Origin of the sequence: Herbaspirillum huttiense (assembly GCF_004367745.1) — a bacterium.
GTDB lineage: Bacteria > Pseudomonadota > Gammaproteobacteria > Burkholderiales > Burkholderiaceae_D > Herbaspirillum > Herbaspirillum huttiense.
On sequence record NZ_CP037993.1, the window covers coordinates 1,703,397 to 1,727,682 of the forward strand.

The window sequence follows — 24,286 nt, forward strand, 5'->3', positions numbered from 1 at the left end:
GAATAATTACTATTCATGATATCGCATTCTTGTGCTTGGCAACAAATATTTACTGATCGTTTGCATCTTGTCGCCTTGCGCGCCTACAGGGTGTTTGGCGCGTTGCATCAATCAGGAGCCGGGCTTCAGACCTTGAACGGCGGGAATGAAGCAATCGCCCGAGAACCCCCGTCTCATGCGCTGATCCATTCATATTGCCGTGCGAGAACGTGAGCGCGCCGTTCATGGCATCTGCTCAAATTTTTCATCTGAAATAAGTTTGACCCGCCCGGATCCCGCTGCTATCTTGGAACCGGTTCCAAAAGATTCATATAAATGAGCAGCCCGGAGCCTGTAGACAAATCAACCGACGCAGTTCAACGATTTGGCGGGCAATAGTGAGACAACACACCAAGACCGGCACCGACCGGGTCACCATCGCGCAGGTTGCGCGGGAGGCCGGGGTGTCCAAGACCAGCGTATCGCGTTACCTGGGCGGCGAATTCGACGCGCTCTCGGCACCGCTGCGCGACCAGATCGGCAAGACCATCGCGCGCCTGGGCTATCAGCCCAGCCAGATGGCGCGCGGGCTCAAGGGTGGCCGTACGCGGCTCATTGGCATGCTGGTGGCGGACATCCTCAATCCCTATTCGGTGGCCGTGCTGCATGGTGCGGAAGCGGCCTGCCAGAAGCATGGCTACACGCTCATGCTGTGCAACACCGGCAATGACGAGGCGCGCGAGAAGCAGTCGCTGGCCGCCCTGCATTCCTACAGCGTGGAAGGCCTGCTGTTCAACACCCAGGGCCGCAACGTGACGCCGTTGCGCGAACTGGGGCAGGCGGCCTTTCCGGTGGTGCTGCTGGACCGGCACGTGGAAGGCTGCGACTTCGACCTGGTCGGCCTCGACAACGTCAAGGCCGCGCAACTGGCCACGCATCACCTGCTGGCGCAGGGCTATACGGATATCGCACTGGTGGTGCAGCCGCTGTTCGGCGTGAGTTCGCGGCAGGGGCGGCAGGCGGGATTTTTGCAGGCGATGGCGCAACGTCCCGATTGCCATGGCGAGACGCTGGAAGTGGATGTGGACCAGCCCGGCCATGTGGCCACGGTCGTGCGCGAATATTTTCTGCGCCGGGCGGCCGCCGGCAGCACGGGCCGAGTGGCTCTGCTGGCCGGCAACGGCATGGTCTCGCTGCAGATCGCGCTGGCCTTGCAGAGCATGTCGCTGCGCTTTCCGGACGACGTGGGCCTGCTGTGTTTCGATGAACTGGCATGGTCGCCGCTGGTGGGCAGCGGCATCAGCACCATCGAACAACCGACCTATGACATCGGCTTTACGGCCATCGAACGCTTGCTGGTCCGCATCCACGGCGAGCGCTCGGTGCGCATGGAAATGCTGCTCGATCCCCGCCTCGTCTGCCGCGGTTCGACCGCCAGTGTGGACGGCCATCCGCAGCGTGCGCTGGTGAGCGGCATCGTGAGCAAGCTCCGGCCCGCGCCGCTGGCGCACACAAGCGGCAGTTAAACCCAGCGCTGGAACCGGTCCCAAGGTGCAGGTTTTTGACCGTCGCACTGCGCACTATTGGTAAGACCTTGAAACAGGACTGCAGAGCTGTTCAGTAAAGGTGGCGCCCGTATTTCAGCATTACGCAACCGTATTACGGCCTTCCGGCCGCATCACAGACCTGCAAGCGGGAAGCACAAGCAGGCAGCAACAAAGAGGGGCAAGCGAGTCCCTGCGGCCGCGCACCAGCGGGCAGCGGGATTCGGTGCCTGTCGCACTCAACGGACTGCCGTCCACACGGCATTGATTGATCAGGAGACCAGGATGAGCATCAAGAACATTTTCAACGCAAAATTCGTCGCACTGACGCTGGCTGCCGCCTGCGCAGTGGCCAGCGCCGCCAGCGCCAGCGCGCAGAGCATCGCCGAGCTGACCAAGAAGGGCAAGATCACCATCGGTGTGGTCAGCGGCACACCGCCCTTCGGTTCGGTCGATGCCAAGGGCGTGCCCATCGGTTATGACGTCGATGTGGCCAACCTGATCGGCAAGTATCTCGGCCTGCCGGTGGAGATCGTGCCGCTGGTACCGCCGGCCCGTATCCCGGCGCTGGAATCGGGCAAGGTCGACATGCTGGCCGCCACCTTGGCGCCCACGCCTGAGCGTGCCAAGTCGGTGCTGTTCACGATTCCCTACAGCGGCTTCGAGCTGTCCATCGTCGGCCCGGTGGGCAGCAACTACAAGAAGCTGGACGATCTGGTGAAGAAGAAAGTGGGCGTCTCGCGCGGCTCCACCAACGACACCGCACTGACCCGCCTGGCGCCTCCGGGCACGGTGCTGGTGCGTTTCGAGGATGACTCGACGGTGACCCAGGCGCTGCTGTCGAACCAGGTCGATGCCATCTCCATTCCCAACACCATGGCCAATGAAATCGTCAAGAGCCGTGGCCAGGGCAAGATCGAAGTCAAGTTCCCGTACTCGGTGCAACCCAATTCGATGACCGTGCGCAAGGGCTCGTATGAGCTGCAGCAGTGGCTCAACAACTTCATCTACTACGTCAAGCTCAACGGCGAACTCGATGCCATCTCGCGCAAGTGGGCCGGCCCGCTGCCCAACCTGCCGGTGTTCTGATTCCGTCCTGCGGAATCTGTCTTGCAGAAGCGGCTGCGCAGCCATGAACTGCGCAGCCTGAGAAGAACAGATCACGCGCCGTTCAGGGGATGAACGGACGGCGCGGGTTTGTCGGAGGAGCACACGATGCATTACGATTTTCAGTTCGCGTTCATCTTCCAGCACCTGGATCAGTTGCTGGTCGGCGCACTGCTCACCATACGGCTGAGCGCGCTGTCGATGATCTGCGGTTTGGCCGTCGGCATTTTCGGCGCCATCATTTCCATTCATGGCAGCGCACCGGCGCGGCTGGCGGTTACCTCCTACGTGGAGCTGATCCGCAGTACGCCGTTCCTGGTACAGCTGTTCATCATCTTCTTCGGCCTGCCTTCCATCGGCGTACAGGTCAATGCCAACATCGCCGCGCTGGTGGCCATGACGGTCAATCTCGGGGCCTACTCCACCGAGATCGTGCGGGCCGGCATGATGGCCATCCACCCCTCGCAGATCGAAGCGGCGCAGGCGCTGGCCATGACGCGCGGGCAGGTGATCCGGCATGTGGTGCTCACACCCGCGCTGGAAAAAGTCTATCCGGCACTGGCCAGCCAGTTCACGCTGATGATGCTGGCCTCCAGCATCGTCTCGGCCATCTCGGCTGAGGAGCTGACGGCCACGGCCAACCTGCTCGATGCCGAGACCTTCCGCAGCTTCGAGATCTACCTGGTGGTGATGGTGCTCTACATCCTGCTGGCATTGCTGTTCCGCCTGGCCTTCTGGCTGATCGGACTGGTGGTCTTCAAACGCCGTCGCCGCCTGGGCGTGGCTCGTCCGAGGAGGATGTGATGCTCGCTGAATTTTCCTTCGATAATTTCATGTTCCTGCTGGAGGCGGCACGCTGGACGCTGCTGCTCTCGGCATTGGCCTTCATCGGCGGCGGCATCGCCGGCTTCATCGTGGCCCTGATGCGTACCTCGCACCTGGCCCCGCTGCGGCTGCTCTCGGCGGTGTATATACAGATCATCCAGGGCACGCCGGTGCTGATCATCCTGTTCCTGTCCTTCTACGGACTGGCGATCTTCGGCTACAAGCTCCCGCCCATGGTGGCCGCCACCATCGCCATGACGATCTATTCCAGCGCCTATCTGGGCGAGATCTGGCGTGGCTGCATCGAGGCCGTGCCGGTGCCGCAGTGGGAAGCCTCCACCGCCCTGGCCATGACGCGCTGGCAGCAGCTGCGCTACGTGATCCTGCCGCAGGCGGTGCGTATTTCGCTGCCACCGACCGTGGGCTTCCTGGTGCAGATCGTCAAGAACACCTCGATCGCCTCCATCATCGGCCTGGTGGAACTGGCGCAGGCCGGCAAGCTGGTCAGCAATGCGACCTTCCAGCCTTTCCTGGTCTTCCCCATCGTGGCCGGTATCTACTTCGTTTTCTGTTATCCGCTGTCCCGTTTCGCTTTTGCCCTGGAGAGGAAATACCATGCCCATCGTTGAGATTGACAACATCACCAAGCGCTTCGGCAGCAACCAGGTGTTGAACGGCATTTCGTTGTCGGTCGAGCGCGGCCAGGTGGTGGCCATCATCGGCCGTTCGGGCTCCGGCAAGAGCACCATGCTCCGCTGCATCAACGGGCTCGAGACCATCGACGGCGGCAGCATCACCGTGGCCGGCCACAAGCTCACCAACAAGCACGAACACCTCATCGAATTGCGCAAGGATGTGGGCATGGTGTTCCAGCATTACAATCTCTTTCCGCACCTGACCGTGGAGGAGAACATCATGCTGTCACCCCGCATCGTCAAGAAGACCGCCACCGACACTGCCCGCGAGACCGCCATCAAGGTCTTGAAGCAGGTCGGCCTGGACCACAAGCGTGACGCCTATCCCGAGCAGCTCTCCGGCGGCCAGCAGCAACGCGTGGCCATTGCCCGCTCGCTGGCCATGGAGCCGCAGGTGATGCTGTTCGATGAAGTGACCTCGGCGCTGGACCCGGAACTGACCGCCGAAGTGCTGAAGGTCATGGAAGAGCTGGCACGCGGCGGCATGACCATGCTGCTGGTGACGCACGAGATGGAGTTCGCGCGCCGCGTGGCGGACCTCACCGTCTTCATGCACCAGGGCAAGGTGTGGGAAGCGCGTCCCTCGAAGGAATTCTTCGCCGATCCGCAGACGCCGGAAGCCAGGCAGTTCATCGGTGCAGGGGCGCTCAAGTGAGTCCGGTCCTGGTCGCCGCCTCGGCCTATGGGGCGGACCTGGTGCGGCGGGTCGGCCATGCCGACCTGGTCCCGATGGTGGCGGCGGCCGGGGCGGCTGGCCTTGAAATACGGCGTGAGCTCTTCGATGGCCCGCAGGATCTGCCAGCCTTGCGTGCGCTGTTGGAGCAGCACAAGCTGTTCTCGGTGTATTCCGCGCCGTTGGAATTGTTCCGTGCCGACGGGCGATTTGATCGCGAGCAGATCGGGCAGGCGATGAACGAGGCCGAGGAGATCGGTGCACGTTTCCTGAAGGTATCGCTCGGCCATTTCTCTGTCGCCAGTGATCTGCAATCATTGCTGCGCTTCCTCTCGCATTCCCCCATCGAAGTGCTGCTGGAGAACGACCAGACCCCGCAGGGCGGACGGCTGGAGCCCATCGTCAGCTTCCTGGCGCTGTGCACCGGCAATGGCTATGCCTTCGGCATGACCTTCGACATGGGCAACTGGCACTGGCAGGGCGTCGATCCCGAGACCGCCGCGCGTTCGCTGGCACCGCATGTGCGCTACGTGCACTGCAAGGGCGTGCAGGAAGACAAGGGCAAGCTCAAGGCCGTGCCGCTGCAGGCGCAGGATACGCACTGGCCGGCCATGCTGGCGCATTTCCCCACGGGCATCCTGCGGGCCATCGAATTCCCGCTGGTGGGCACGGATCTGGAAGAAACGACGCGCCGCCACGTGGCGATGCTGGCGGCCGTCTGAGGACAAGCACAATGACGATGCAACTGGATGTGGTGACCTGGGGCGAAGCCCTGGCCTTGCTGGTGGCCGATGAAGTCGGCCCGTTTGAAGAAGTGGAAAAATACACGCGCCGCCTGGCCGGTGCCGAGACCAATGTGGCCATCGGCCTGGCGCGCCTGGGCTTGAAGGTGGGCTGGGCCAGCCGGGTGGGTAATGATGCCTTCGGCCGCTTCATCCGCAAGCGGGTGGCGCAGGAAGGGGTGGACGTCAGCCGCGTGCTGACCGACATGGAATTCCGCACGGCCATCCAGCTGAAGGCCAAGGCGGTGGATGGGGCAGACCCCGCCATCGAGTATTACCGCAAGGGATCGGCGGCCAGCCATCTGTCGCTGGAGGATTTCGATCCGGCGTATTTCGGCGCGGCGCGGCACCTGCACGCCACCGGCATCGCGCCGGCCTTGTCGCCCACGACGATGGCCTTTGCCCATCACGCCATGGAGTTCATGCGCACGCAGGGCAAGACGATTTCCTTCGATCCCAATCTCCGGCCGATGCTGTGGCCCTCGCGCGAGGTCATGGCGCAGCAGTTGAATGCGCTGGCCTTCAAGGCGGACTGGGTGCTGCCGGGATTGTCGGAAGGGACGCTTCTGACCGGATATGAAGATCCGCACGCCATTGCCGGCTTCTACCTGGAGCGCGGTGTGAAGATGGTGGTCATCAAGCTGGGCGCCGAAGGCGCTTACTGGCGCAACAGTGAAGGCGAGGGCAGGGTGGCTGGCGTGCCGGTGAAGGAAGTGGTCGATACCGTGGGCGCCGGGGATGGCTTCGCAGTGGGTGTCATCAGCGGCATGCTGGAAGGCTTGCCGGTACCCGAGGCCGTCATGCGCGGCAACCGCATCGGAGCGTTCGCCATCCAGGTGGTGGGCGACATGGAAGGCTTGCCCACCCGGGCCGAGCTGGAGGCGGCCTCGGCCTGATTCGACGCTCACAGGAACCGCCATGAAACCGCACGTAGTCGTCTACAAAAAATTGCCGGAACATCTGCTGCAGCGCCTGCAGGCGGAATGCGACGTAACGCTCTTCGACCGTATTACGCAAGACAACCGCGCCGATTTCCTCGCGGGACTGAAGACTGCCCACGGCATGATCGGCGCAAGCCTGCCGATCACCAACGACATGCTGGGGGGCGCGCCGCAACTCAGGATCGCCTCCACCATCTCGGTGGGCGTGGACAATTTCGACCTGGATTATTTCCGCCGGCGCGGGCTGATGCTGGCGCATACGCCCGGTGTGCTCACCGAAGCCACTGCCGATACCATCTTTGCCCTGATCCTCTCCACCGCGCGCCGCGTGGTGGAACTGGCCGAATACGTCAAGGCCGGACGCTGGAAGGGCAGCATCGGCGAGGCCCAGTTCGGCGTGAACGTGCACGGCAAGACGCTGGGCCTGATCGGCATGGGCCGCATCGGCTCTGCGGTGGCGCGGCGGGCGCATCATGGTTTCGGCATGCCCATCCTGTATCACAACCGCCGCCCCGATCCCGAGGCCGAGCGCGAACTCGATGCGCGCTACGTCAGCCAGGATGAGTTGCTGGCCCAGGCGGACTTCGTCTGCGTCATGCTGCCCCTGAATGCCGATACCGAACGCCTGATCGGTGCACGCGAATTCGCGCTCATGAAGCGTAGCGCCATCTTCATCAATGCCTCGCGCGGGCGCATCGTCGATGAGGCGGCGCTGATTGCGGCCCTGCAGGACAAGACCATTTACGGGGCCGGCCTGGATGTGTTCGAAGTCGAGCCGCTGCCCGCCGAATCGCCCCTGCTGCAACTCCCCAACGTGGTGGCCTTGCCCCACATCGGTTCGGCCACCCATGAAACCCGGCTGGCCATGGCCGAGCTGGCCGTCTCCAACCTGCTGGCCGGCCTGCGCGGCGAACCGGTCCCCCACCTGGCGGTCTGAACAGCGCGGTGTTGCCTGCGGGCAGGCCGCGCTTCAATTCCGCTGCATGAAGTTTTTTTCAGCTTCTCTTCATTTCCTCTTCCGCTCACGTGAATCTTTGGTGTATGCTGCGAACATTAAAAAGAACGATCGTGCTAAAAACCGGTAGGCACCCCGTTTTGCTTTTATAATCCTGCGGAAGTTTACGTTTACGTCAATTCCTTTTTGCAAGGGCCATGCGATGAAAGTATTAGTACCAGTCAAGCGCGTCGTGGATTACAACGTCAAGGTGCGCGTCAAGAGCGACGGCAGCGGCGTCGATATCGCCAACGTCAAGATGTCGATGAACCCGTTTGACGAAATCGCGGTGGAAGAAGCCGTGCGCCTGAAAGAAGGCGGCAAGGTCACCGAAGTGATCGCCGTCTCCGCCGGCGTGACCCAGTGCCAGGAAACCCTGCGCACCGCCATGGCCATTGGTGCCGATCGCGGCATCCTGGCCGAAGTGGCGGCCGATGTCGAACTGCAACCGCTGGCCGTGGCCAAGATCCTCAAAGCCCTGGCCGAGAAGGAGCAGCCGCAGCTGATCATCCTGGGCAAGCAGGCCATCGACGACGACTGCAACCAGACCGGCCAGATGCTGGCGGCGCTGCTGGGCTGGCCGCAAGCCACCTTCGCCTCCAAGGTCGTGCTGGAAGAGGGCAAGGTCACCGTGACCCGTGAAGTGGACGGCGGCCTGGAAACGCTGGCCCTGACCCTGCCGGCCATCATCACCACCGACCTGCGCCTGAACGAGCCGCGTTACGTCACGCTGCCCAACATCATGAAGGCCAAGAAGAAGCAGCTCGATACCGTCAAGCCCGACGAGCTGGGCGTGGACGTGGCCCCGCGCGTGAAGACCCTGAAGGTCACCGAGCCTGCCAAGCGCAGCGCCGGCGTGAAGGTGCCGGATGTCGCGACCCTGGTCGCCAAACTGAAAAATGAAGCCAAGGTGATCTGATCATGACCGCACTCGTTATTGCTGAACACGACAACGCCAGCCTCAAGGGCAGCACCCTCAACACCATCACCGCCGCAGCGCAAGCCGGTGGCGATGTCCACGTCCTGGTGGCCGGCGCCAATGCCAAGGCCGCTGCAGATGCTGCCGCACAAGTGGCAGGCGTGGCCAAGGTACTGCTGGCCGATGCCCCGCAATTCGCCGACGGCCTGGCTGAGAACGTGGCCGAGCAAGTCCTGGCCATCGCCAAGGATTACAGCCACATCCTGGCCCCCGCCACCGCTTACGGCAAGAACATCCTGCCGCGCGTGGCCGCCAAGCTGGACGTGGGCCAGATTTCCGACATCACCAAGGTGGAGTCGGCCGATACCTTCGAACGTCCCATCTACGCCGGCAACGCCATTGCCACCGTGCAGTCGATCGACCCGATCAAGGTCATCACCGTGCGCACCACCGGTTTCGATCCGGCCGCGCAGGGTGGTTCGGCGACCGTGGAAAGCATCCCGGCCGTGGCCGATTCGGGCAAGTCCAGCTTCGTGGGCCGTGAAGTGGCCAAGTCGGATCGTCCGGAACTGACCGCTGCCAAGATCATCGTCTCCGGTGGCCGTGGCATGGGTTCGGCGGAAAGCTTCAAGATCCTGGAGCCGCTGGCCGACAAGCTCAACGCCGCCATGGGCGCCTCCCGCGCCGCTGTCGACGCAGGCTATGTGCCCAACGACTGGCAGGTCGGCCAGACCGGCAAGATCGTCGCGCCCCAGCTCTACATCGCCGTCGGTATCTCCGGCGCGATCCAGCACCTGGCCGGCATGAAGGACTCCAAGGTCATCGTCGCCATCAACAAGGACGAGGAAGCGCCGATCTTCTCGGTGGCCGATTACGGCCTGGTGGGTGACCTCTTCGAGGTCGTCCCCGAGCTGGTCAAGCAGCTTGGCTGATCTGTCCTGAACCGTAGTATTCGCCCCGGCTCCGGCCGGGGTGTTTTCGTGCAAGCAAGGAACGCCGGCAGAGCGTTCCGCATTGGAGGTTGGAGATGAGTTACACCGCGCCCGTGAAGGATATGTTGTTCGTCATGAACGAACTGGCAGGTCTGGCAGCCGTGAATGCGCTGCCGGGCTGCGAGGACGCCACGCCGGAAACGGTCGAGGCCATTCTCGAAGAAAACGCCCGTTTCTGCAGTGAAGTGATCGCCCCGCTGAACCATTCTGCCGACAAGGCCCCCAGCAGCTGGGCCGACGGCAAGGTCACCACCAGCCCCGGATTCAAGGAAGCCTTCCGCCAGTTTGGTGAAGCCGGCTGGCAAGGCGTGCAGCATCCCGTGGAGTTCGGCGGACAAGGCCTGCCCAAGCTGCTGGCCACGCCCTGCATCGAGATGCTGAACTCGGCCAATCTCTCCTTCGCGCTGTGCCCGCTGTTGACCGATGGCACCATCGAAGCGCTGATGACGGCCGGCACCCAGCAGCAGAAGGAAACCTTCATCGCCAACTTCATCTCCGGCAAGTGGACCGGCACCATGAATCTGACCGAGCCGCAGGCCGGCTCCGACCTGGCACTGGTGCGTACCCGCGCCGTGCCGGAGGGCGACGGGACCTACAAGCTCTTCGGGACCAAGATCTTCATCACCTATGGCGAGCACGACATGGCCGAGAACATCGTCCATCTGGTGCTGGCCCGCACGCCCAATGCGCCCGAAGGCGTGAAGGGCATCTCGCTGTTCATCGTGCCCAAGTTCCTGGTCAACGCCGACGGGTCGCTGGGCGCGCGCAATGACGTGCACTGCGTCTCCATCGAACACAAGCTGGGCATCAAGGCCAGCCCGACCGCCGTGCTGCAGTTCGGCGACCATGGCGGCGCCGTCGGCACCCTGGTCGGAGAAGAGAATCGCGGTCTGGAATACATGTTCATCATGATGAATGCGGCGCGCTTCGCCGTGGGCATTCAGGGGCTGTCGGTGTCGGAACGTGCCTATCAGAAGGCCGTGTCCTATGCCCGCGACCGCATCCAGTCGCGCGACCTGGCCGGCTCGCCCGGGCCGGTGGCCATCATCCACCAGCCCGATGTGCGCCGCATGCTGATGTCCATGCGCGCCCAGATCGAGGCGGCGCGGGCCTTGTCCTATGTGGCCGCGGCCACCTCGGATGCGGCGCACTTCAGTGATGATGACGCTACCCGCAAATCCAACCAGGCCTTCTACGAATACCTGGTGCCCATCGTCAAGGGCTGGATCACCGAGATGTCCATCGATGTGACCTCCACCGGCGTGCAGGTGCATGGCGGCATGGGCTTCATCGAGGAAACCGGTGCGGCCCAGCATTACCGCGATGCGCGCATCCTGCCGATCTACGAAGGCACGACCGCCATCCAGGCCAATGACCTGGTGGGCCGCAAGACCGTGCGTGACGGCGGTGCTGTTGCCAAGGGCATCATCGCCCAGGTGCGCCAGACCGTGGCCGAACTGCAGGGCGATGCGCAACTGCAGCCCATCGCGGCGCGCCTGGCCGAAGCGGCCGATGCGCTGGAACAGGTGGTCGGGTATGTGGTGGCCAACGTCAAGAGCGATATCAAGGCGGTCTTCGCGGGCAGCGTCCCGTATCTGAAGATGGCCGGCGTGGTGCTGGGTGGCTGGCAGATGGCGCGTGCAGCGGCCATCGCAGCGGGCAAGCTCAAGTCCGGCGAAGGCGACGGCAAGTTCTACGAAGCCAAGCTGGCGACCGCGCGTTTCTATGCCGAGCAGATCCTGCCGCAGGCGCTGGCCTATCGCACGGCCATCGTCGATGGCGGTGCAGCGGTGATGGCACTGGCTGAAGAGCAGTTCTGATCCCGGCTTCAAACAAAAGCCCGGAACATCGCAGTGACGATGTTCCGGGCTTGTTTATTGGGATCGTGAGGGCAGGGCAGCAGCTCAGCCGAAGGCCCCGCCAGTGAAGAGCAGGTCGAAGCTGCGCGCCAGCAGGGCGATCACGCCCATGGCCCCCAATCCCACCGTCAGGACCAGGATCAGCGCCAGGACCCAGTGCGAGTCAGAACTCTTGCCGCTGCCGGCGTTGTAGCGCGCATCCCACTTGTCGTCCGGCGTGAGGCCCAGTACCAGCGCTTCCAGGCAGGCAATCAGCGCCGACAGCACGAAGGGCAGTCCGGTGAAGAGTTTAGGTGCGTCCGGCTGCGCCGCCATCAAGGCCAGCGACAAGGGAATGGCCAGGATGTGCAGCCAGCCGAAGCGGTCACGGCCGCCGTGGAGATAGAAACGGTGCAGGCCGATGCTGCCGAAAGCGGTGGCCAGGAAAGTCGTCAGGGTCTTGTTCTTGTGGCGGGGTGCGGAAGGCAAGGGCATGCTGCGCGTCTCTTTATTCTGTTGTAAGCCGCCAGAGATGACGCTGGCGGCCGTGTTGTGGTCAGGTCTGGCAGCAGTATAGCCGAGCCCCTGGCGCAGGGCGATTTCCGTCAGGACAAGCTGCGATGCGGTAGTCCTGGCCGAAGGAGGGGCAAAAGTGATGCCAAAAGACATCACTTTTGCCGTGTTTTGGGGAGTTTGCAGGGCGTTGTGCGTTGGTCTATGGCACAAAAGCACCAAGCAGCTTGCCCGGGTGTGCGGAAGTCCGTTATAATCTGCGGCTTTTCCGTGTCCGTATTCTTACTGGAACCATTATGGTCGTTATTCGTTTAGCTCGTGGCGGCGCCAAGAAGCGCCCCTTCTACAACATCGTTGCAACCGACTCGCGCAATCGTCGCGATGGCCGTTTCATCGAGCGCATCGGCTTCTACAACCCGGTCGCTTCCGGCAAGGAAGAAACCGTGCGTATCGCTGCTGACCGTCTGGCTCACTGGCAAGGCGTTGGCGCACAACTGTCGCCGACCGTTGCTCGCCTGGTCGCTGAAGCCGGTTCCAAGGCTGCTGCTTAATACAGGTTTTCCTGTCTGATTCCGCGCTGGTTCTGCTGGCGCATGGATGAAGAACAGGTCTGGTGTACTCATGACTGATCAAGCCCAAGCGGGGTTCTCCGCACCCGACGATCTCGTGACCGTCGGCCATGTGACCGGAGCCTACGGAATCCAGGGCTGGATTCGCGTGCGTCCTTATTCTTCCGAGGCAGATGCCTTGTTGAATGCCAAGACCTGGTGGCTGGAGAAATCCGGCCAGCCCAAGCAGGATGTCGATGTCATGCAGTCCAAGGGGCACAGCGGTGATGTCGTTGCGCGCCTGACCGGGGTAGCGGACCGCAATGCGGCCGAAGCGATGAAGGGAACGGTGGTCTCCATCTCCCGCAAGCACTTCCCGGCGCTGGATGACAATGAATTCTACTGGGTCGATCTGATCGGCTCGGCAGTGGAAAATCTCCAGGGTGAAGCCTTGGGCGTGGTGTCCGACATGATGGACAACGGCGCCCATCCCATCCTGGTGGTGAAGGCCCCGGCGCAGGAAACTGCGCCCGAGCCGCAACTCGCTGCCGACGCAAAGCCGAAGAAGGGTGCCAAGGAGAAATCCGCAGCGGCACCCGAACTGCTGATTCCGTTTGTCGACCAGTTCGTCAAGACGGTGCAGCAGAGCGAAAAAAAGATCATCGTCGACTGGGACAAGGATTACTGACCTTCAAGGTCAGTTTTTTCTTTTCCGGCTCGCTGATGTGAGCAGATTCAAACGATTCAAAAGAACCCAGGAAATGGAGGCGTGATGCAGTTTGATGTCGTCACTCTGTTTCCCGAGATGTTCGCCGCGCTGACGCAGTCCGGCATTACCCGCCGGGCGCTGGAGCAGCAGCGCTGGGGCTTGCAGTTGTGGAATCCGCGTGAATTCACCACTGACAATCACCGCACCGTGGATGACCGCCCCTATGGCGGCGGCCCCGGCATGGTGATGCTGGCCAAGCCGCTGCAGGCTGCCATCGAGGCGGCGCAGCAGCGGCAGCAAGCGCTGGGCCTGGCCCGGCCGCGTGTGATCTATCTTTCACCGCAGGGCGCACCGTTGACGCATGAGCGCGTGGTGCGGCTGTCGCAGGACAGCGGGGCGGTGCTGCTGTGCGGACGCTATGAAGCAATTGACCAGCGTCTGCTCGACAGGTGCGTGGACGAGGAAATCAGCATCGGGGACTTCGTCCTCTCCGGCGGTGAATTGCCGGCGATGGCGCTGATGGATGCAGTGATCCGGCTCTTGCCGGGTGCGCTCAACGACAGCGCCTCGGCAGTGGAAGACAGTTTCGTCAACGGATTGCTGGACTCGCCCCATTACACGCGTCCTGAAGTCTATGAAGGTGAACCGGTGCCGTCCATCCTCCTGGGCGGGCACCATGCCGAGATCCAGAAATGGCGCCGGCAGCGGGCACTGGAAGCCACGCAGAGCAAGCGTCCCGACCTCATCGTCAGGGCCCGCGAGCAGGGCTTGCTGAGCAAGGCCGATGAAAAGTTTCTGGGCAGTTTGTCGCAGCAGTAGGCCTGTACGCGAGCAGATCGCCCGAGTGAAGTTTTAGCAGCAAATGCAGTACCGCAGGCCCGGCAACGGACCTGCACCGTGCGGTGGCCGATGTCACCGTGTTTGAAACCCCATCCTCTACCGGGCTTTACAATCCGCCCTCGTGGCAATGGCGCCGGCAAGATGGTTACAGGAGCAAAAAATGGATCTGATCCAGCAACTCGAGCAAGAAGAGATCGCGCGTCTCGCCAAGAACATTCCCGACTTCGCCCCCGGCGACACCGTGATTGTCAACGTGAACGTGGTTGAAGGTACACGCAAGCGCGCTCAGGCTTACGAAGGCGTCGTTATCGCCCGCCGTAACCGTGGCCTGAACTCCAACTTCATCGTCCGCAAGATTTCTTCGGGCGAAGGCGTTGAGCGTACCTTCCAGCTGTACTCGCCGCTGATCGCCTCGATCGAAGTCAAGCGTCGTGGTGACGTGCGTCGTGCCAAGCTGTACTACCTGCGCGAACGTTCGGGCAAGTCGGCACGTATCAAGGAAAAGCTGCCCAGCCGTGCGGCAAAGGCTGCTGCTGCCGAGTAATCGGTCGCCTGTTGATGCGTCAGGAAAAGGGGTGTCTCGCGACGCCCCTTTTTCGTTTCTGATACCCGATTGAAGTCCTGACAACCTCACGATCAAGCGAGCACAACGTGGCCAGTTTCGATCCCGTCAATCTGCCTGTAGATGCCGTCGCCGGCGAAACTGCGCTGGAGGCCGCGCGCCTGAATGCCGACTGGCTGCGCCAGCGCTTCGCCGACCCGCCGCGCTGGGAGCCCGAGCACAGCGGCGACCAGATGGCGCGCCTGGCCGAGTCCAAGGGACGCTTCCGGCTGGCCTCGGTGCTGATCCCGATCGTGCTGCGCGAGGAGGGGATGACGGTGCTCTTCACGCAGCGTACAGCTGACCTGAAGGACCACGCAGGACAGATCAGTTTCCCCGGTGGCCGCCGCGAAGACTATGACGGCTCGGCCATCGAGACCGCCCTGCGCGAGACCGAAGAAGAAATCGGCCTGGCGCGCCAGCACATCGAAGTCATCGGTTCGTTGCCCGATTACTTCACCGGCACCGGCTATCGGGTCACGCCCGTGGCCGGACTGATACAGCCGCCGTTCGAGGCCGTGGGCGATCCGCGCGAAGTGGCCGAGATCTTCGAAGTGCCGCTGGCTTTCCTCATGGATGGCCTGAACCATCAGCGCCGTTCCGTCGAGCTGCCGGCACCGGTAGGCCGGCGCAGTTTCTACACCATGCCCTATGACCGTTACTTCATCTGGGGCGCGACTGCGGGCATGCTGCGCAACCTGTTCCACTTCCTGCGCAGCTAGCGACAGGATTTGTCGCCTCGCAGCTACGCAATGTCGCTTTTAATGTTCAAATAAGTAAAAATCCGTGACATCGCGCTTTTGATTGTGATCAACGAATCAATTGTTTGATTCCCCTCTTGCACTGCGCTATCGTACGGGCTACAGAGACACCTAAGGCAGCTTGATGACATTTCTTTCCATTCTCTTTGCGCTGTTAATCGAACAACTCAAACCACTGCGCGCAGACAATCCGGTATACGCGTCGATCAAGTCTTTCGCGGCCACCATTGAAGGCTGGTTCAACGCCGGGCACGCTCATCATGGCCGCCTGGGCTGGGTGGTGATGGTGGGCGCCCTGACGGTGCCGGTGGCGCTGATCTACTGGCTGCTGCTGCATGTGAGCCTGGTGGCGGCCTTTGCCTGGAACGTGCTGGTGGTCTACATGACCCTGGGCTTCCGCCATTACAGCCATTACTTCACTTCCATCCAGCTGGCCCTGAACACGGGCGACGAAATGACCGCCCGCACTCTGCTGGCCGAGTGGACCAAGCTGGACACCACGGCGATGGATGTGAGCGAAATTTCGCGCATCGCCTCCGAGCGCGCGCTCATCACCACGCATCGCCACGTGTTTGGCGTGTTCTTCTGGTTCCTGATGCCGGTCGGTCCGGCGCTGGCGGTGATGTACCGAGTCGCCGAATATCTCTCGCGCGCCTGGAACGAGCCGGATCACATGAAATATGAAGCTTTCGGCCGCTTTGCCGCCCAGGCCTTCTACTGGATCGACTGGATTCCGGCACGCCTGACGGCCGCCGCCTTCGCCGTGGTCGGCAACTTCGAGGATGCCATCTACGCCTGGCGCAACTTCGCCAGCCGCTGGGACGACGAAGCCGCCGGCATCATCCTGGCGGCCGGTGGCGGGGCCATGGGCGTGCGTTTCGGTACCGAGAAGGAAGCGGCTGCCGGCATCATCCTGCCGGCCGATGCGGCCACGGTCGATTCCATGCCGGAAGAAACCGACGGCCTGCCCGGCGACACCCCCTCGCCACGCACCCTGCAGAGCACCGTAGGCCTGGTCTGGCGCGCCTTGCTGCTGTGGATGTTCCTGTTGCTGCTGCTGTCGGTGGCGGTGTGGATGGGCTAGGCGACTGGTCCTTGAAGAAGCGGGCTCAGGCCCGCTTTGTTTTTGGGAACGCGATTCTCGCCAACCCGGTATACTTCCGACTTCACTTCAGAAGGCCGCCACGTGCAGGGAGCATACCTTGCCCGCAGACCATGAGCGGCACGCAGTAGCCGGGGGAGACCGGTAGAAGCCAAGTCTTCTATAAGATATAATACTTACTTCCGCAGGCACCCAGGCAGTGGATCGCCGAGGCACCGCGGACTCCAGGGCTCCGGTCCCACCAGGACAAGGGCATTCGGTTGCAAGCGCTTTAGAAGAATGCATGTATGGCTGATCCCATCAAACCCGCAAACGCACCGGCCAAAGAATTCATCATCCTGGGCAAGACCTCGGATGGCCGGCAGTTCCGCCCCAGCGACTGGGCGGAGCGCCTGTGCGGCGTGATGTCGTGCTTCCGTCCCGAAGGCAGTGGCGGTCGCAATGCACACCTGAAATATTCTCCCTACGTGCTGCCCACCCACATCGATGGCGTGCGCTCGGTGGTGGTCAACGAAGCCCTGCGCGAGCTGGAGCCGCTGGCCTATCACTTCGTGGTCAACTTCGCCAAGGACAACGACCTGCAAGTGGTCGAGGCCTGTGTGCTGCCGGATCCGCCCAAGGACAACAAGGCCGGCTGATTCCTCGCCACGACCGCTGCGGCAATCCGCCGTCCCGGTCTGCCTGCCGCATTGCCGTACCCTCGCCAGCTTCATGCCGCCGCTTCCTGCGGGCGGTCCTGCCAGCCGTTACACTAGATGTCACATTGCCGGTCTCGTCGGTGACTCAGCCTTCAGCTTGCGCCAGAGTCTCACGGGATCATCGGGCCGCCTGCGGCCCTCTCATCACGGAGAACCAGCATCATGAACCACCGCATGGAGCGCGATACCTTTGGCCTGATCGAAGTCCCTGCCGATCGCCTGTGGGGCGCGCAGACCGAACGTTCGCTGCACCACTTCCACATTTCCACCGAGCGCATGCCGGCCGAGCTGATCGTGGCGCTGGCCGCCGTCAAGCGTGCCTGCGCCGCCGTCAACCGCGACCTGGGCAAGCTGGACGGCAAGAAGGCTGACGCCATCATCGCGGCGGCCGATGAGGTCATCGCCGGCAAGCATCCGCTGGAGTTTCCGCTGTCGGTCTGGCAGACCGGTTCCGGCACCCAGAGCAACATGAACATGAACGAGGTGCTGGCCAACCGCGCCTCCGAACTGCTGGGCGGCGTGCGCGGCGAGGATCGCCTGATCCACCCGAACGACGACGTCAACCGCGGCCAGTCCTCCAACGACATCTTCCCGACCGCCATGCACGTGGCGGCCTGCATGGCGGTGGCCACGCACCTGATTCCCTCGCTGCACACCCTGCGCGCCACGCTGGCGGACAAGTCCGCGCAGTTTGCCGACATCGTCAAGATCGGCCGCACCCACCTGCAGGACGCCACGCCGCTGACGCTGGGCCAGGAGTTCTCGGGCTACGTAGCCCAGCTGGATCATGCCGAGTCGGCCATCATCGCCACGCTCAATGCCATCTCCGAGCTGGCCGCTGGCGGCACGGCGGTCGGCACTGGTCTGAACGCGCATCCCGAATTCGGCGAGCGTGTGGCGGCCGAGCTGGCCAAGTATTTCGGTTTCCCCTTCAAGACCGCGCCCAACAAGTTTGCCGCGCTGGCCGGGCACGATGCCCTGGTGGCCGCGCACGGCGGACTCAAGACCCTGGCGGCAGCCATGATGAAGATCGCCAACGATGTGCGCTGGCTGGCTTCCGGCCCGCGTTCGGGGCTGGGCGAGATCACCATTCCCGAGAATGAGCCGGGCAGTTCCATCATGCCGGGCAAGGTCAATCCGACCCAATGCGAAGCCATGACCATGCTGTGCGCACAGGTGTTCGGCAATGATGTGGCGCTCAACATTGGCGGCGCCAGCGGCAACTTCGAGCTGAACGTGTTCAAGCCGGTGATCATTCACAACTTCCTGCAGAGCGTTCGTTTGCTGGGCGACGGCATGGCCAGCTTCGAGGAGCACTGCGCGCGCGGCATCGAAGCCAACCACAGCCGCATCGGCGAGCTGATGGAAAAGTCGCTCATGCTGGTGACGGCCCTGGCCCCGCACATCGGTTACGACAAGGCTGCCAAGATCGCCAAGCAGGCGCATCACGACGGCACCACCCTGAAGCAGGCGGCGCTGGCGCTCGGTTATGTGACGGAAGAACAGTTTGCCGAGTGGATCAAGCCTGAGCAGATGACGCGGCCGGGTTGAGCGTGAGATGGTTAGTTGGTTGCAGGAGCGTTGGAGGCTTTAAGTTATCCAGGACTGCGACCATAAACGGCCTTGAAAAAGGCCGTTTTCTTTCAGGTCTTGCTTCCATGCGACGGTGCTTGCTGATTCAAAAGCCAAAGCACGCATCGTCACCGACCGGCTTGCCTTGCCGGATTTCGTATTCGCACGTGGGTTGTTGTGCTGCATCGGTAGTCACCCGCGTTACGGACCGTCTGATGTTATCAGCGGATTGCGTGTCAATCGCCTGATCGATGAGTTGATCATGCAGACGTATCTCGCATTCTTGGTAGGTGTAGCGATTGATGATCTGTTTGCTGGCGCTGTCGTAGAGGACTTCGACCAGAAGCCGGGTTTGCGTATCCAGCATGAGGGGTGCGTGATTTCCGAGGAAGCAGATGCTTGTCTTGGTAATGCCGTAGTAAGCGATGGAAGGGATTCTTCCACGCGCATCCAGCGTCAATGCAAGGATCTGAACATCCCCCCAGCTGGTTTGCGCCATGGAGAAAGAAGGTCGATGGGCTCCTGGCGGGGGAAGAGTGATTTCCCGAAGTATTGCTCCGATCTTGATGTTCGCCTTTTTGACGCGTCCGCTTGCGGGGACCGTCTTGACGAGAGCTATCTTCTTCTTTTCGATGTCTGTGGCGACAGTAGCGCAGGGCACGAAAAAAGCGAGAAAAATGGAGAATGTCATCCTTTTCATTTTTTTCTCACTTCAGTAGCAATTTGCTGATCAAGCGGAATTTGTCCAGCCGATCCTCTCTGCTAAGTGGCGGATACTCAGGCAGATCTCTCCGTCCGGGGCCGCGATTGATCACTCTTCCCACCTCGTCAACCACTGCCTCCGACTCGCCTTTTCTGGCAGATCGCCTTACGTCGTTGGTGCGCCAGTACCAGCACGAGGCCGCAAACGAAAGGTAAGAGTCGGAACTCAGAATCTCGGGGGCACTGACGACATCGACTGTCCTGATGTATCGATTCAGATAAAGGTTGAACGCCTTGTAATTGGTTTCAGATGTGATTTGAACAAAGCCTCTGCCCTTGTAGCGGGAGGCGCTGCTGGCATACTTTGACGGGAGTTCCGTCATTAGCCGCATCCCCTCTGATTCGTGAACGCCTTGCGCCAGGTAATGCGCCTGCTCCAGACGATCTGTTACGCCCCATTGCAGCATCGTTTTGTTGAGATTGATGCGATGTGTCTTGACGGTCTCCTGATCGGTATTGGGCATGATCCGCACAAGTTCAGCTTCGCTCAGCCACATGCATTTTGCGAGTTGTTCGATAAATCGCAGGGGATGTGCATGCCAGACACGTTTGGAATCAGGAAGACCCGCCACATCTTCCCAGAAGGCAATGCGCTCGATGTGCTTCGTCAGCGCGGCAAACTGATCCATGTTGAGTTTTTGAGCGCCGAACTCATCTGTGGTTACCCGCTGGAATCGAACCGGAATGTCCGTCTTGCTCCATTCTGTCGGATGACTGGCGATCAGGCCGCTGATTTTTTCTTCGTTTTTGCCAGCGATCCTATTGATGCCAACCGACGAATCAGTTTCTGATGTCGATGGTTTTGTCAGAGCTAGTAGACCTTCATCATCAATTACGCCGTCCAAACTGTTTTGAGCGGCTGTCTCTGCAAAGGCCTGGAAGCCCGCCCAGTCTGCGTCACTGGTGAACTTGATGTCATCCGCTTTAGTCCAGTACAGCCTGTCCTTGTCTGGCACATAAAGCGGGATCCAGAATGTTCCTCGATACTCCCGCTTGATAAACTCTTCATCCTTCAGCCATGGAGCCATCCATGGCACCACCACCGTTCCGGCCGGCAAGATGTGCTCGTTTTTAAGGGGGGTGTTGGCGAACGCGATCAGGCTGTCGGTTTTGGGGAGGAACTGCTTTACGATACGTTTTTTGCCTTTTTGGTGCAAAGACGATGATTCGACCATTTCCTCCGCGATCTGATCTTCGCTGACCCAATAGTGGTCACTTTTCACCCTTATTTTGTAATACCCCCCCTCCGGCTGATGCGGCGCGACTTCAAGAGGAATGGAGGTATCTACGGCGAGCATCTGTTCGGTCAGCAAGTCATTCCGAACGGATTGCGCCTGCGTGAGAAGACATTTTCCCCATATAGTCTTGTTCACGTTCTTGAGGAATGCGTTGTCGCCAAAGAAAATTTCAAAGTGGAAGCCTTTGGATGGCGTGGTCAGGTTGTCGGGAATGCTCCCGCAATAACCAAGGATGTCGCCTCTGCGGACGCGTGCCGAGCCGATGCCGGAAATGACTGCGCCATTCGCGGTTGGCTCGATGACCTCTTCGCGCGCTGGTTCGATGACCGGGCGTTTCTTCTTGTCGAACACGGGCTGGCCGTCTTTTACCAGCGGCCGGGCCGGGATGATTTTCCGGATGAAATTCAGACCAGGAAGTTGGCCCGTTTTGAGTTCTTGGAATGCACGTAAATGCATATAGAGGGAATAAAAGACCAAGCTGCTCGTTCCCAGTACTGTTTGGCCGAGTTCCGCTTCATGCTTTAACAGCACAAAACTCCGCGAATAGGTCGATTGATTAAAAAACGCATCTGAGGTGTCATTCGCATCGTACCGATAGGCGACCAACTCACCGTCTGCAATTGCCCGTATCGGCGCATTTCTGTCGATGGGATGGATATGGAGGCCGCCGTGCCAGAATCGGTTCTTGCCAATCAGGTAGGGACCGCTGAGGATTCCGCTGTTGTTGAAAAGGGTGTCAGGCACGACGCGTTGCTCGTTGCCGGCGACATACGGCAGTTCAATAGGATAGGTGATGATCATGGTGTTGAAGTGAGTGACGCTGAGGTGACGGCGGCAGGGGAGGCAGGCGCGTGCCACATGCTGCAGTTGGCGGCTCACATCATCATGGGACACCACGAAGCGGACGAGCCGAATTTGCGATACTAGAAGGCAAAACGTCAGTCCCGGCTCGTCGAAGACGAAGAAAGCCGTGGGAACGGAATTTTTTCGATCTGGTGGAAGCCATAGTGATGGCAGCGAGGCAGAGGAAGCGGAAAAACGACGACAAGCTCTCCTGCATGGTTTGGCTTTGGCCATTCCGAACTTGCAAAGCCTTTTCAACCCCGTGTATATCTCTGTTGATTAGGGTTACGAATTGAAACATCTCAAGATTTCACCGCAGCCCCGGCGTATATTGCTTTCCTGCGCCAGATGCGTCTGCAAGCCGCACCAGGCAAGGATTACAGGCTGATACGGCTGCGTGGGGAACGCGGCCTTGATGCCATCCGGCAAGCATGTCAAGCAGTCCAACTATTCTGAGACACCCCCGAGGGCAACAACATGAAAAAACTAGCGGCAATTGGCGTCTGTGGCGTGCTGGCGGTAGCCGGTCTGATCGCCAGCGCTTCGGCCTATGCGCACGGGCGCTTCTATGGTGGCGTGGTGATCGGTGGACCAGTGTGGGTGCCGCCCCCGGTTTACTATCCGCCGCCGGTGTATTACCCGCCGCCGGTCTACGTGGAGCGGGCCCCCGCACCGGTCTACGTGGAGCCGCAGCGCCAGGACTACTGGTACTACTGCGCCGAGTCCAAGTCCTACTATCCCTACGTCCAGAACTGCCCCAGCCCCTGGATGAAGGTCGTGCCCAATACGCCGGGCGTGCCGGGCAGTACGCCGCCGCAATAAGCCTTGCCCAAGCTACGTAATTCGTCGATCCCCGATAAAGGAAACATCGTGAAACCCCTCTACAAGACCGCCGCGACCGTGACCGCCGTCGGCGCCATGCTGGCGCTGGGTGGCTGCGTGAGCGTGCCGACCGGCCCGTCGGTGATGGCCATGCCCGGCAAGGACAAGACCTACGAACAGTTCCGCGCCGACCAGCAGCAATGCCAGCAATACGCCCAGGACGCCATCGGCGGCCAGGCTGCGCAGACCCAGAACAATGCCGCCAACAGCGCCGCAGTCGGCACTGCCGTGGGTGCCGTGGCCGGTGCCCTCATCGGCGCGGCCTCGGGCAATGCCGGTGCGGGCGCGGCCATCGGTGCCGGCGGTGGCCTGCTGGTGGGCAGTGCCGGCGGCAGCAACGCGGCCGCCGGAGGCAATTACTCGATGCAGCAGCGCTACGACATGACCTATACCCAGTGCATGTACAGCAAGGGCAACCAGGTGCAGCAGCCAGTGCAGACCACCACCGTCTATACCTACCACCCGCGCTACTACTACGCGCCGCCGCCGCCCCCGGGTTATTACGGCCCGCCGCCGGTGTATTACGGTCCGCCGCCGGGCGCGTATTGAACCCGCGCACAAGCCAAGCCGAGCCAAGTACCTGAACCGCCTCCTTGCAGGCGGTTTTTTCTTATGCAACGCAACATGGCGCGCTGCCGGTGCTATACTCGCCGCCATGCTTTTCCGAAAAGATCAACTTGCGAAAACCCAGCATTGGTGGCGCGCCTGAACGAGGCGGCCCGTTTTCACACAGCTTGACCATGTGACCATGATGCCGCCGGTTCCGGCGGCATTGTTTCTTCAGCTTCGGGACCGGCGGCATTCCAGAGATTAACGATCAGGAATGACCATGTCTTCGAACGCCACGAGCTCCACCCCCACCACCAGCAGCTTGCCCGTCGTCCTCACCGGCGATCGTCCTACCGGTCCCTTGCACCTGGGTCACTACATCGGCTCGCTCAAGTCGCGCGTGGCGCTGCAGGAAACCTCGCGCCAGTTCCTGCTGCTGGCCGATACCCAGGCCATGACCGACAACGTCGGCCGCCACCAGAAAGTCACCGACAACGTGCTCGAAGTGGCGCTGGACTATCTGGCCGTGGGCATCGATCCCGAGAAGTCGACCATCTTCATCCAGTCCCAGGTGCGTGAGCTCTACGAGCTGTCGATGGTGCTGCTGAACCTGGTGACGGTCTCGCGCCTGGAACGCAACCCCACCATCAAGGAAGAGATCCGCCTGCGCGGCTTCGAGCGCGACATCCCGGCCGGCTTCCTGACTTATCCGGTCAGCCAGGCTGCCGACATCACCGCCTTCAAGGGCCAACTGGTGCCGGTGGGCAGCGATCAGTTGCCCATGATCGAGCAGACCAATGAACTGGTGCGCAAATTCAACGCCACCGTGGACCGCGAAGTGCTGGTCGAGTGCAAGGAAGTGCTCTCCGAAACCGGCCGCCTGCCCGGCATCGACGGCAAGGCCAAGATGAGCAAGTCGCTGGGCAACTCGATCGCCCTCGGCGCGACCCCGGCCGAGATCAAGCAGGCCGTGCACCGCATGTACACCGACCCCAACCACCTGCGCGTGGATGATCCGGGCCAGGTCGAGGGCAATGTGGTCTTCACCTTCCTGGATGCCTTCGACCCCGACCGCGATGCCGTGGCCGAACTGAAGGCCCACTACACCCGCGGCGGCCTGGGCGACAGCGTGGTCAAGCGCCGTCTGGAAGGCATCCTGCAGGAGCTGCTGGAACCCATCCGCACCCGCCGCGAAGAATTCGCCAAGGATCGCGGCGAAGTGCTGGCGATCTTGAAGCGCGGCACCGAACGCGCCAGCGCCGTGGCCGCGCAGACCATGTCGGAAGTCAATGCCGCCCTGGGCCTGAATTACTTCGGATGACCCGGCTCGGCGCTTTTTGGCCGATAAATGAAAACCGCCGCATCCCAACAGGGTTTGC

Annotated in this window: 25 protein-coding genes; 22 read left to right on the top strand and 3 right to left on the bottom strand. The window is 61.6% G+C overall.

The window, feature by feature from the left end; all coding sequences use genetic code 11:
- Nucleotides 1–377 precede the first annotated feature (377 nt).
- The 11 genes from E2K99_RS07545 (at nt 378) to E2K99_RS07595 (ending at nt 11,271) form a co-directional block, all read left to right on the top strand.
- On the top strand, nt 378–1,505 hold the full coding sequence (locus E2K99_RS07545; RefSeq protein ID WP_134221840.1) for a LacI family DNA-binding transcriptional regulator: 1,128 nt from the start codon (nt 378–380) through the stop codon (nt 1,503–1,505).
- Nucleotides 1,506–1,808: 303 nt separating this feature from the next.
- A complete protein-coding gene (locus E2K99_RS07550; protein ID WP_039787735.1) occupies nt 1,809–2,612 on the top strand; it encodes a transporter substrate-binding domain-containing protein in 804 nt (267 codons plus the stop codon).
- Between the two features lie 126 nt (nt 2,613–2,738).
- Complete coding sequence (locus tag E2K99_RS07555; protein ID WP_121038554.1) at nt 2,739–3,434, top strand: amino acid ABC transporter permease; 696 nt, start codon at nt 2,739–2,741, stop codon at nt 3,432–3,434.
- Entirely contained in the window at nt 3,434–4,084 is a 651-nt protein-coding gene (locus E2K99_RS07560) for an amino acid ABC transporter permease (RefSeq protein WP_121038556.1), read from the top strand. Before E2K99_RS07555 ends, E2K99_RS07560 begins: the two co-directional genes overlap by 1 nt.
- Entirely contained in the window at nt 4,071–4,805 is a 735-nt protein-coding gene (locus E2K99_RS07565) for an amino acid ABC transporter ATP-binding protein (protein ID WP_134221841.1), read from the top strand. The genes E2K99_RS07560 and E2K99_RS07565 overlap by 14 nt, the downstream gene beginning before the upstream one ends.
- Nucleotides 4,802–5,545 carry a sugar phosphate isomerase/epimerase family protein gene (locus E2K99_RS07570; protein WP_134134831.1) on the top strand — a complete coding sequence of 248 codons (744 nt, stop codon included), beginning with the start codon at nt 4,802–4,804 and terminating at the stop codon, nt 5,543–5,545. Before E2K99_RS07565 ends, E2K99_RS07570 begins: the two co-directional genes overlap by 4 nt.
- 11 nt (nt 5,546–5,556) lie before the next feature.
- A complete protein-coding gene (locus tag E2K99_RS07575; protein ID WP_134221842.1) occupies nt 5,557–6,501 on the top strand; it encodes a sugar kinase in 945 nt (314 codons plus the stop codon).
- A 22-nt stretch (nt 6,502–6,523) separates the two neighbouring features.
- Nucleotides 6,524–7,483 carry a 2-hydroxyacid dehydrogenase gene (locus E2K99_RS07580; protein WP_134221843.1) on the top strand — a complete coding sequence of 320 codons (960 nt, stop codon included), beginning with the start codon at nt 6,524–6,526 and terminating at the stop codon, nt 7,481–7,483.
- A gap of 220 nt (nt 7,484–7,703) precedes the next feature.
- On the top strand, nt 7,704–8,459 hold the full coding sequence (locus E2K99_RS07585) for an electron transfer flavoprotein subunit beta/FixA family protein (protein ID WP_034332360.1): 756 nt from the start codon (nt 7,704–7,706) through the stop codon (nt 8,457–8,459).
- A gap of 2 nt (nt 8,460–8,461) precedes the next feature.
- On the top strand, nt 8,462–9,391 hold the full coding sequence (locus E2K99_RS07590; RefSeq protein WP_134221844.1) for an electron transfer flavoprotein subunit alpha/FixB family protein: 930 nt from the start codon (nt 8,462–8,464) through the stop codon (nt 9,389–9,391).
- Between the two features lie 95 nt (nt 9,392–9,486).
- Nucleotides 9,487–11,271: an acyl-CoA dehydrogenase gene (locus E2K99_RS07595; RefSeq protein ID WP_134221845.1), complete on the top strand. Its 1,785-nt coding sequence runs from the start codon at nt 9,487–9,489 to the stop codon at nt 11,269–11,271.
- Between the two features lie 84 nt (nt 11,272–11,355).
- Here E2K99_RS07595 and E2K99_RS07600 read toward each other — a convergent pair whose 3' ends face one another.
- Nucleotides 11,356–11,784 (bottom strand): TM2 domain-containing protein, encoded by a 429-nt coding sequence (locus E2K99_RS07600; protein ID WP_134221846.1) that lies wholly within the window; start codon nt 11,782–11,784, stop codon nt 11,356–11,358.
- A 314-nt stretch (nt 11,785–12,098) separates the two neighbouring features.
- Here E2K99_RS07600 and rpsP point away from each other — a divergent pair, with 314 nt between their 5' ends.
- From rpsP to fumC, 8 genes are all read left to right on the top strand, one after another.
- Nucleotides 12,099–12,353: a 30S ribosomal protein S16 gene (gene rpsP / locus E2K99_RS07605; protein WP_008327198.1), complete on the top strand. Its 255-nt coding sequence runs from the start codon at nt 12,099–12,101 to the stop codon at nt 12,351–12,353.
- 70 nt (nt 12,354–12,423) lie between these two features.
- Nucleotides 12,424–13,038 carry a ribosome maturation factor RimM gene (gene rimM / locus E2K99_RS07610; RefSeq protein ID WP_134221847.1) on the top strand — a complete coding sequence of 205 codons (615 nt, stop codon included), beginning with the start codon at nt 12,424–12,426 and terminating at the stop codon, nt 13,036–13,038.
- Between the two features lie 84 nt (nt 13,039–13,122).
- On the top strand, nt 13,123–13,878 hold the full coding sequence (trmD, locus tag E2K99_RS07615) for a tRNA (guanosine(37)-N1)-methyltransferase TrmD (RefSeq protein WP_134224055.1): 756 nt from the start codon (nt 13,123–13,125) through the stop codon (nt 13,876–13,878).
- A gap of 181 nt (nt 13,879–14,059) precedes the next feature.
- Nucleotides 14,060–14,443, top strand: a complete 384-nt coding sequence (rplS, locus tag E2K99_RS07620; protein ID WP_008327243.1) for a 50S ribosomal protein L19 — start codon at nt 14,060–14,062, stop codon at nt 14,441–14,443.
- Between the two features lie 107 nt (nt 14,444–14,550).
- Nucleotides 14,551–15,222, top strand: a complete 672-nt coding sequence (locus E2K99_RS07625) for a CoA pyrophosphatase (protein ID WP_134221848.1) — start codon at nt 14,551–14,553, stop codon at nt 15,220–15,222.
- Between the two features lie 163 nt (nt 15,223–15,385).
- Nucleotides 15,386–16,345: a CobD/CbiB family protein gene (locus E2K99_RS07630; protein WP_134221849.1), complete on the top strand. Its 960-nt coding sequence runs from the start codon at nt 15,386–15,388 to the stop codon at nt 16,343–16,345.
- A gap of 305 nt (nt 16,346–16,650) precedes the next feature.
- Complete coding sequence (locus tag E2K99_RS07635; protein WP_008327247.1) at nt 16,651–17,001, top strand: DUF3579 domain-containing protein; 351 nt, start codon at nt 16,651–16,653, stop codon at nt 16,999–17,001.
- A gap of 222 nt (nt 17,002–17,223) precedes the next feature.
- Complete coding sequence (gene fumC, locus E2K99_RS07640; protein WP_121038592.1) at nt 17,224–18,612, top strand: class II fumarate hydratase; 1,389 nt, start codon at nt 17,224–17,226, stop codon at nt 18,610–18,612.
- A 127-nt stretch (nt 18,613–18,739) separates the two neighbouring features.
- Here fumC and E2K99_RS07645 read toward each other — a convergent pair whose 3' ends face one another.
- Together E2K99_RS07645 and E2K99_RS07650 are read right to left on the bottom strand one after the other, a co-directional pair.
- Nucleotides 18,740–19,324 carry a hypothetical protein gene (locus E2K99_RS07645; RefSeq protein WP_134221850.1) on the bottom strand — a complete coding sequence of 195 codons (585 nt, stop codon included), beginning with the start codon at nt 19,322–19,324 and terminating at the stop codon, nt 18,740–18,742.
- A 16-nt stretch (nt 19,325–19,340) separates the two neighbouring features.
- Complete coding sequence (locus E2K99_RS07650) at nt 19,341–21,710, bottom strand: glycoside hydrolase family 19 protein (protein WP_134221851.1); 2,370 nt, start codon at nt 21,708–21,710, stop codon at nt 19,341–19,343.
- 243 nt (nt 21,711–21,953) lie between these two features.
- Here E2K99_RS07650 and E2K99_RS07655 point away from each other — a divergent pair, with 243 nt between their 5' ends.
- From E2K99_RS07655 to trpS, 3 genes are all read left to right on the top strand, one after another.
- Nucleotides 21,954–22,298, top strand: coding sequence for a hypothetical protein (locus tag E2K99_RS07655; RefSeq protein WP_134221852.1), 345 nt, complete (start codon nt 21,954–21,956; stop codon nt 22,296–22,298).
- Between the two features lie 48 nt (nt 22,299–22,346).
- Nucleotides 22,347–22,907, top strand: coding sequence for a glycine zipper family protein (locus tag E2K99_RS07660; RefSeq protein ID WP_134221853.1), 561 nt, complete (start codon nt 22,347–22,349; stop codon nt 22,905–22,907).
- 280 nt (nt 22,908–23,187) lie between these two features.
- Nucleotides 23,188–24,228, top strand: a complete 1,041-nt coding sequence (trpS, locus tag E2K99_RS07665; protein WP_134221854.1) for a tryptophan--tRNA ligase — start codon at nt 23,188–23,190, stop codon at nt 24,226–24,228.
- Nucleotides 24,229–24,286 lie beyond the last annotated feature (58 nt).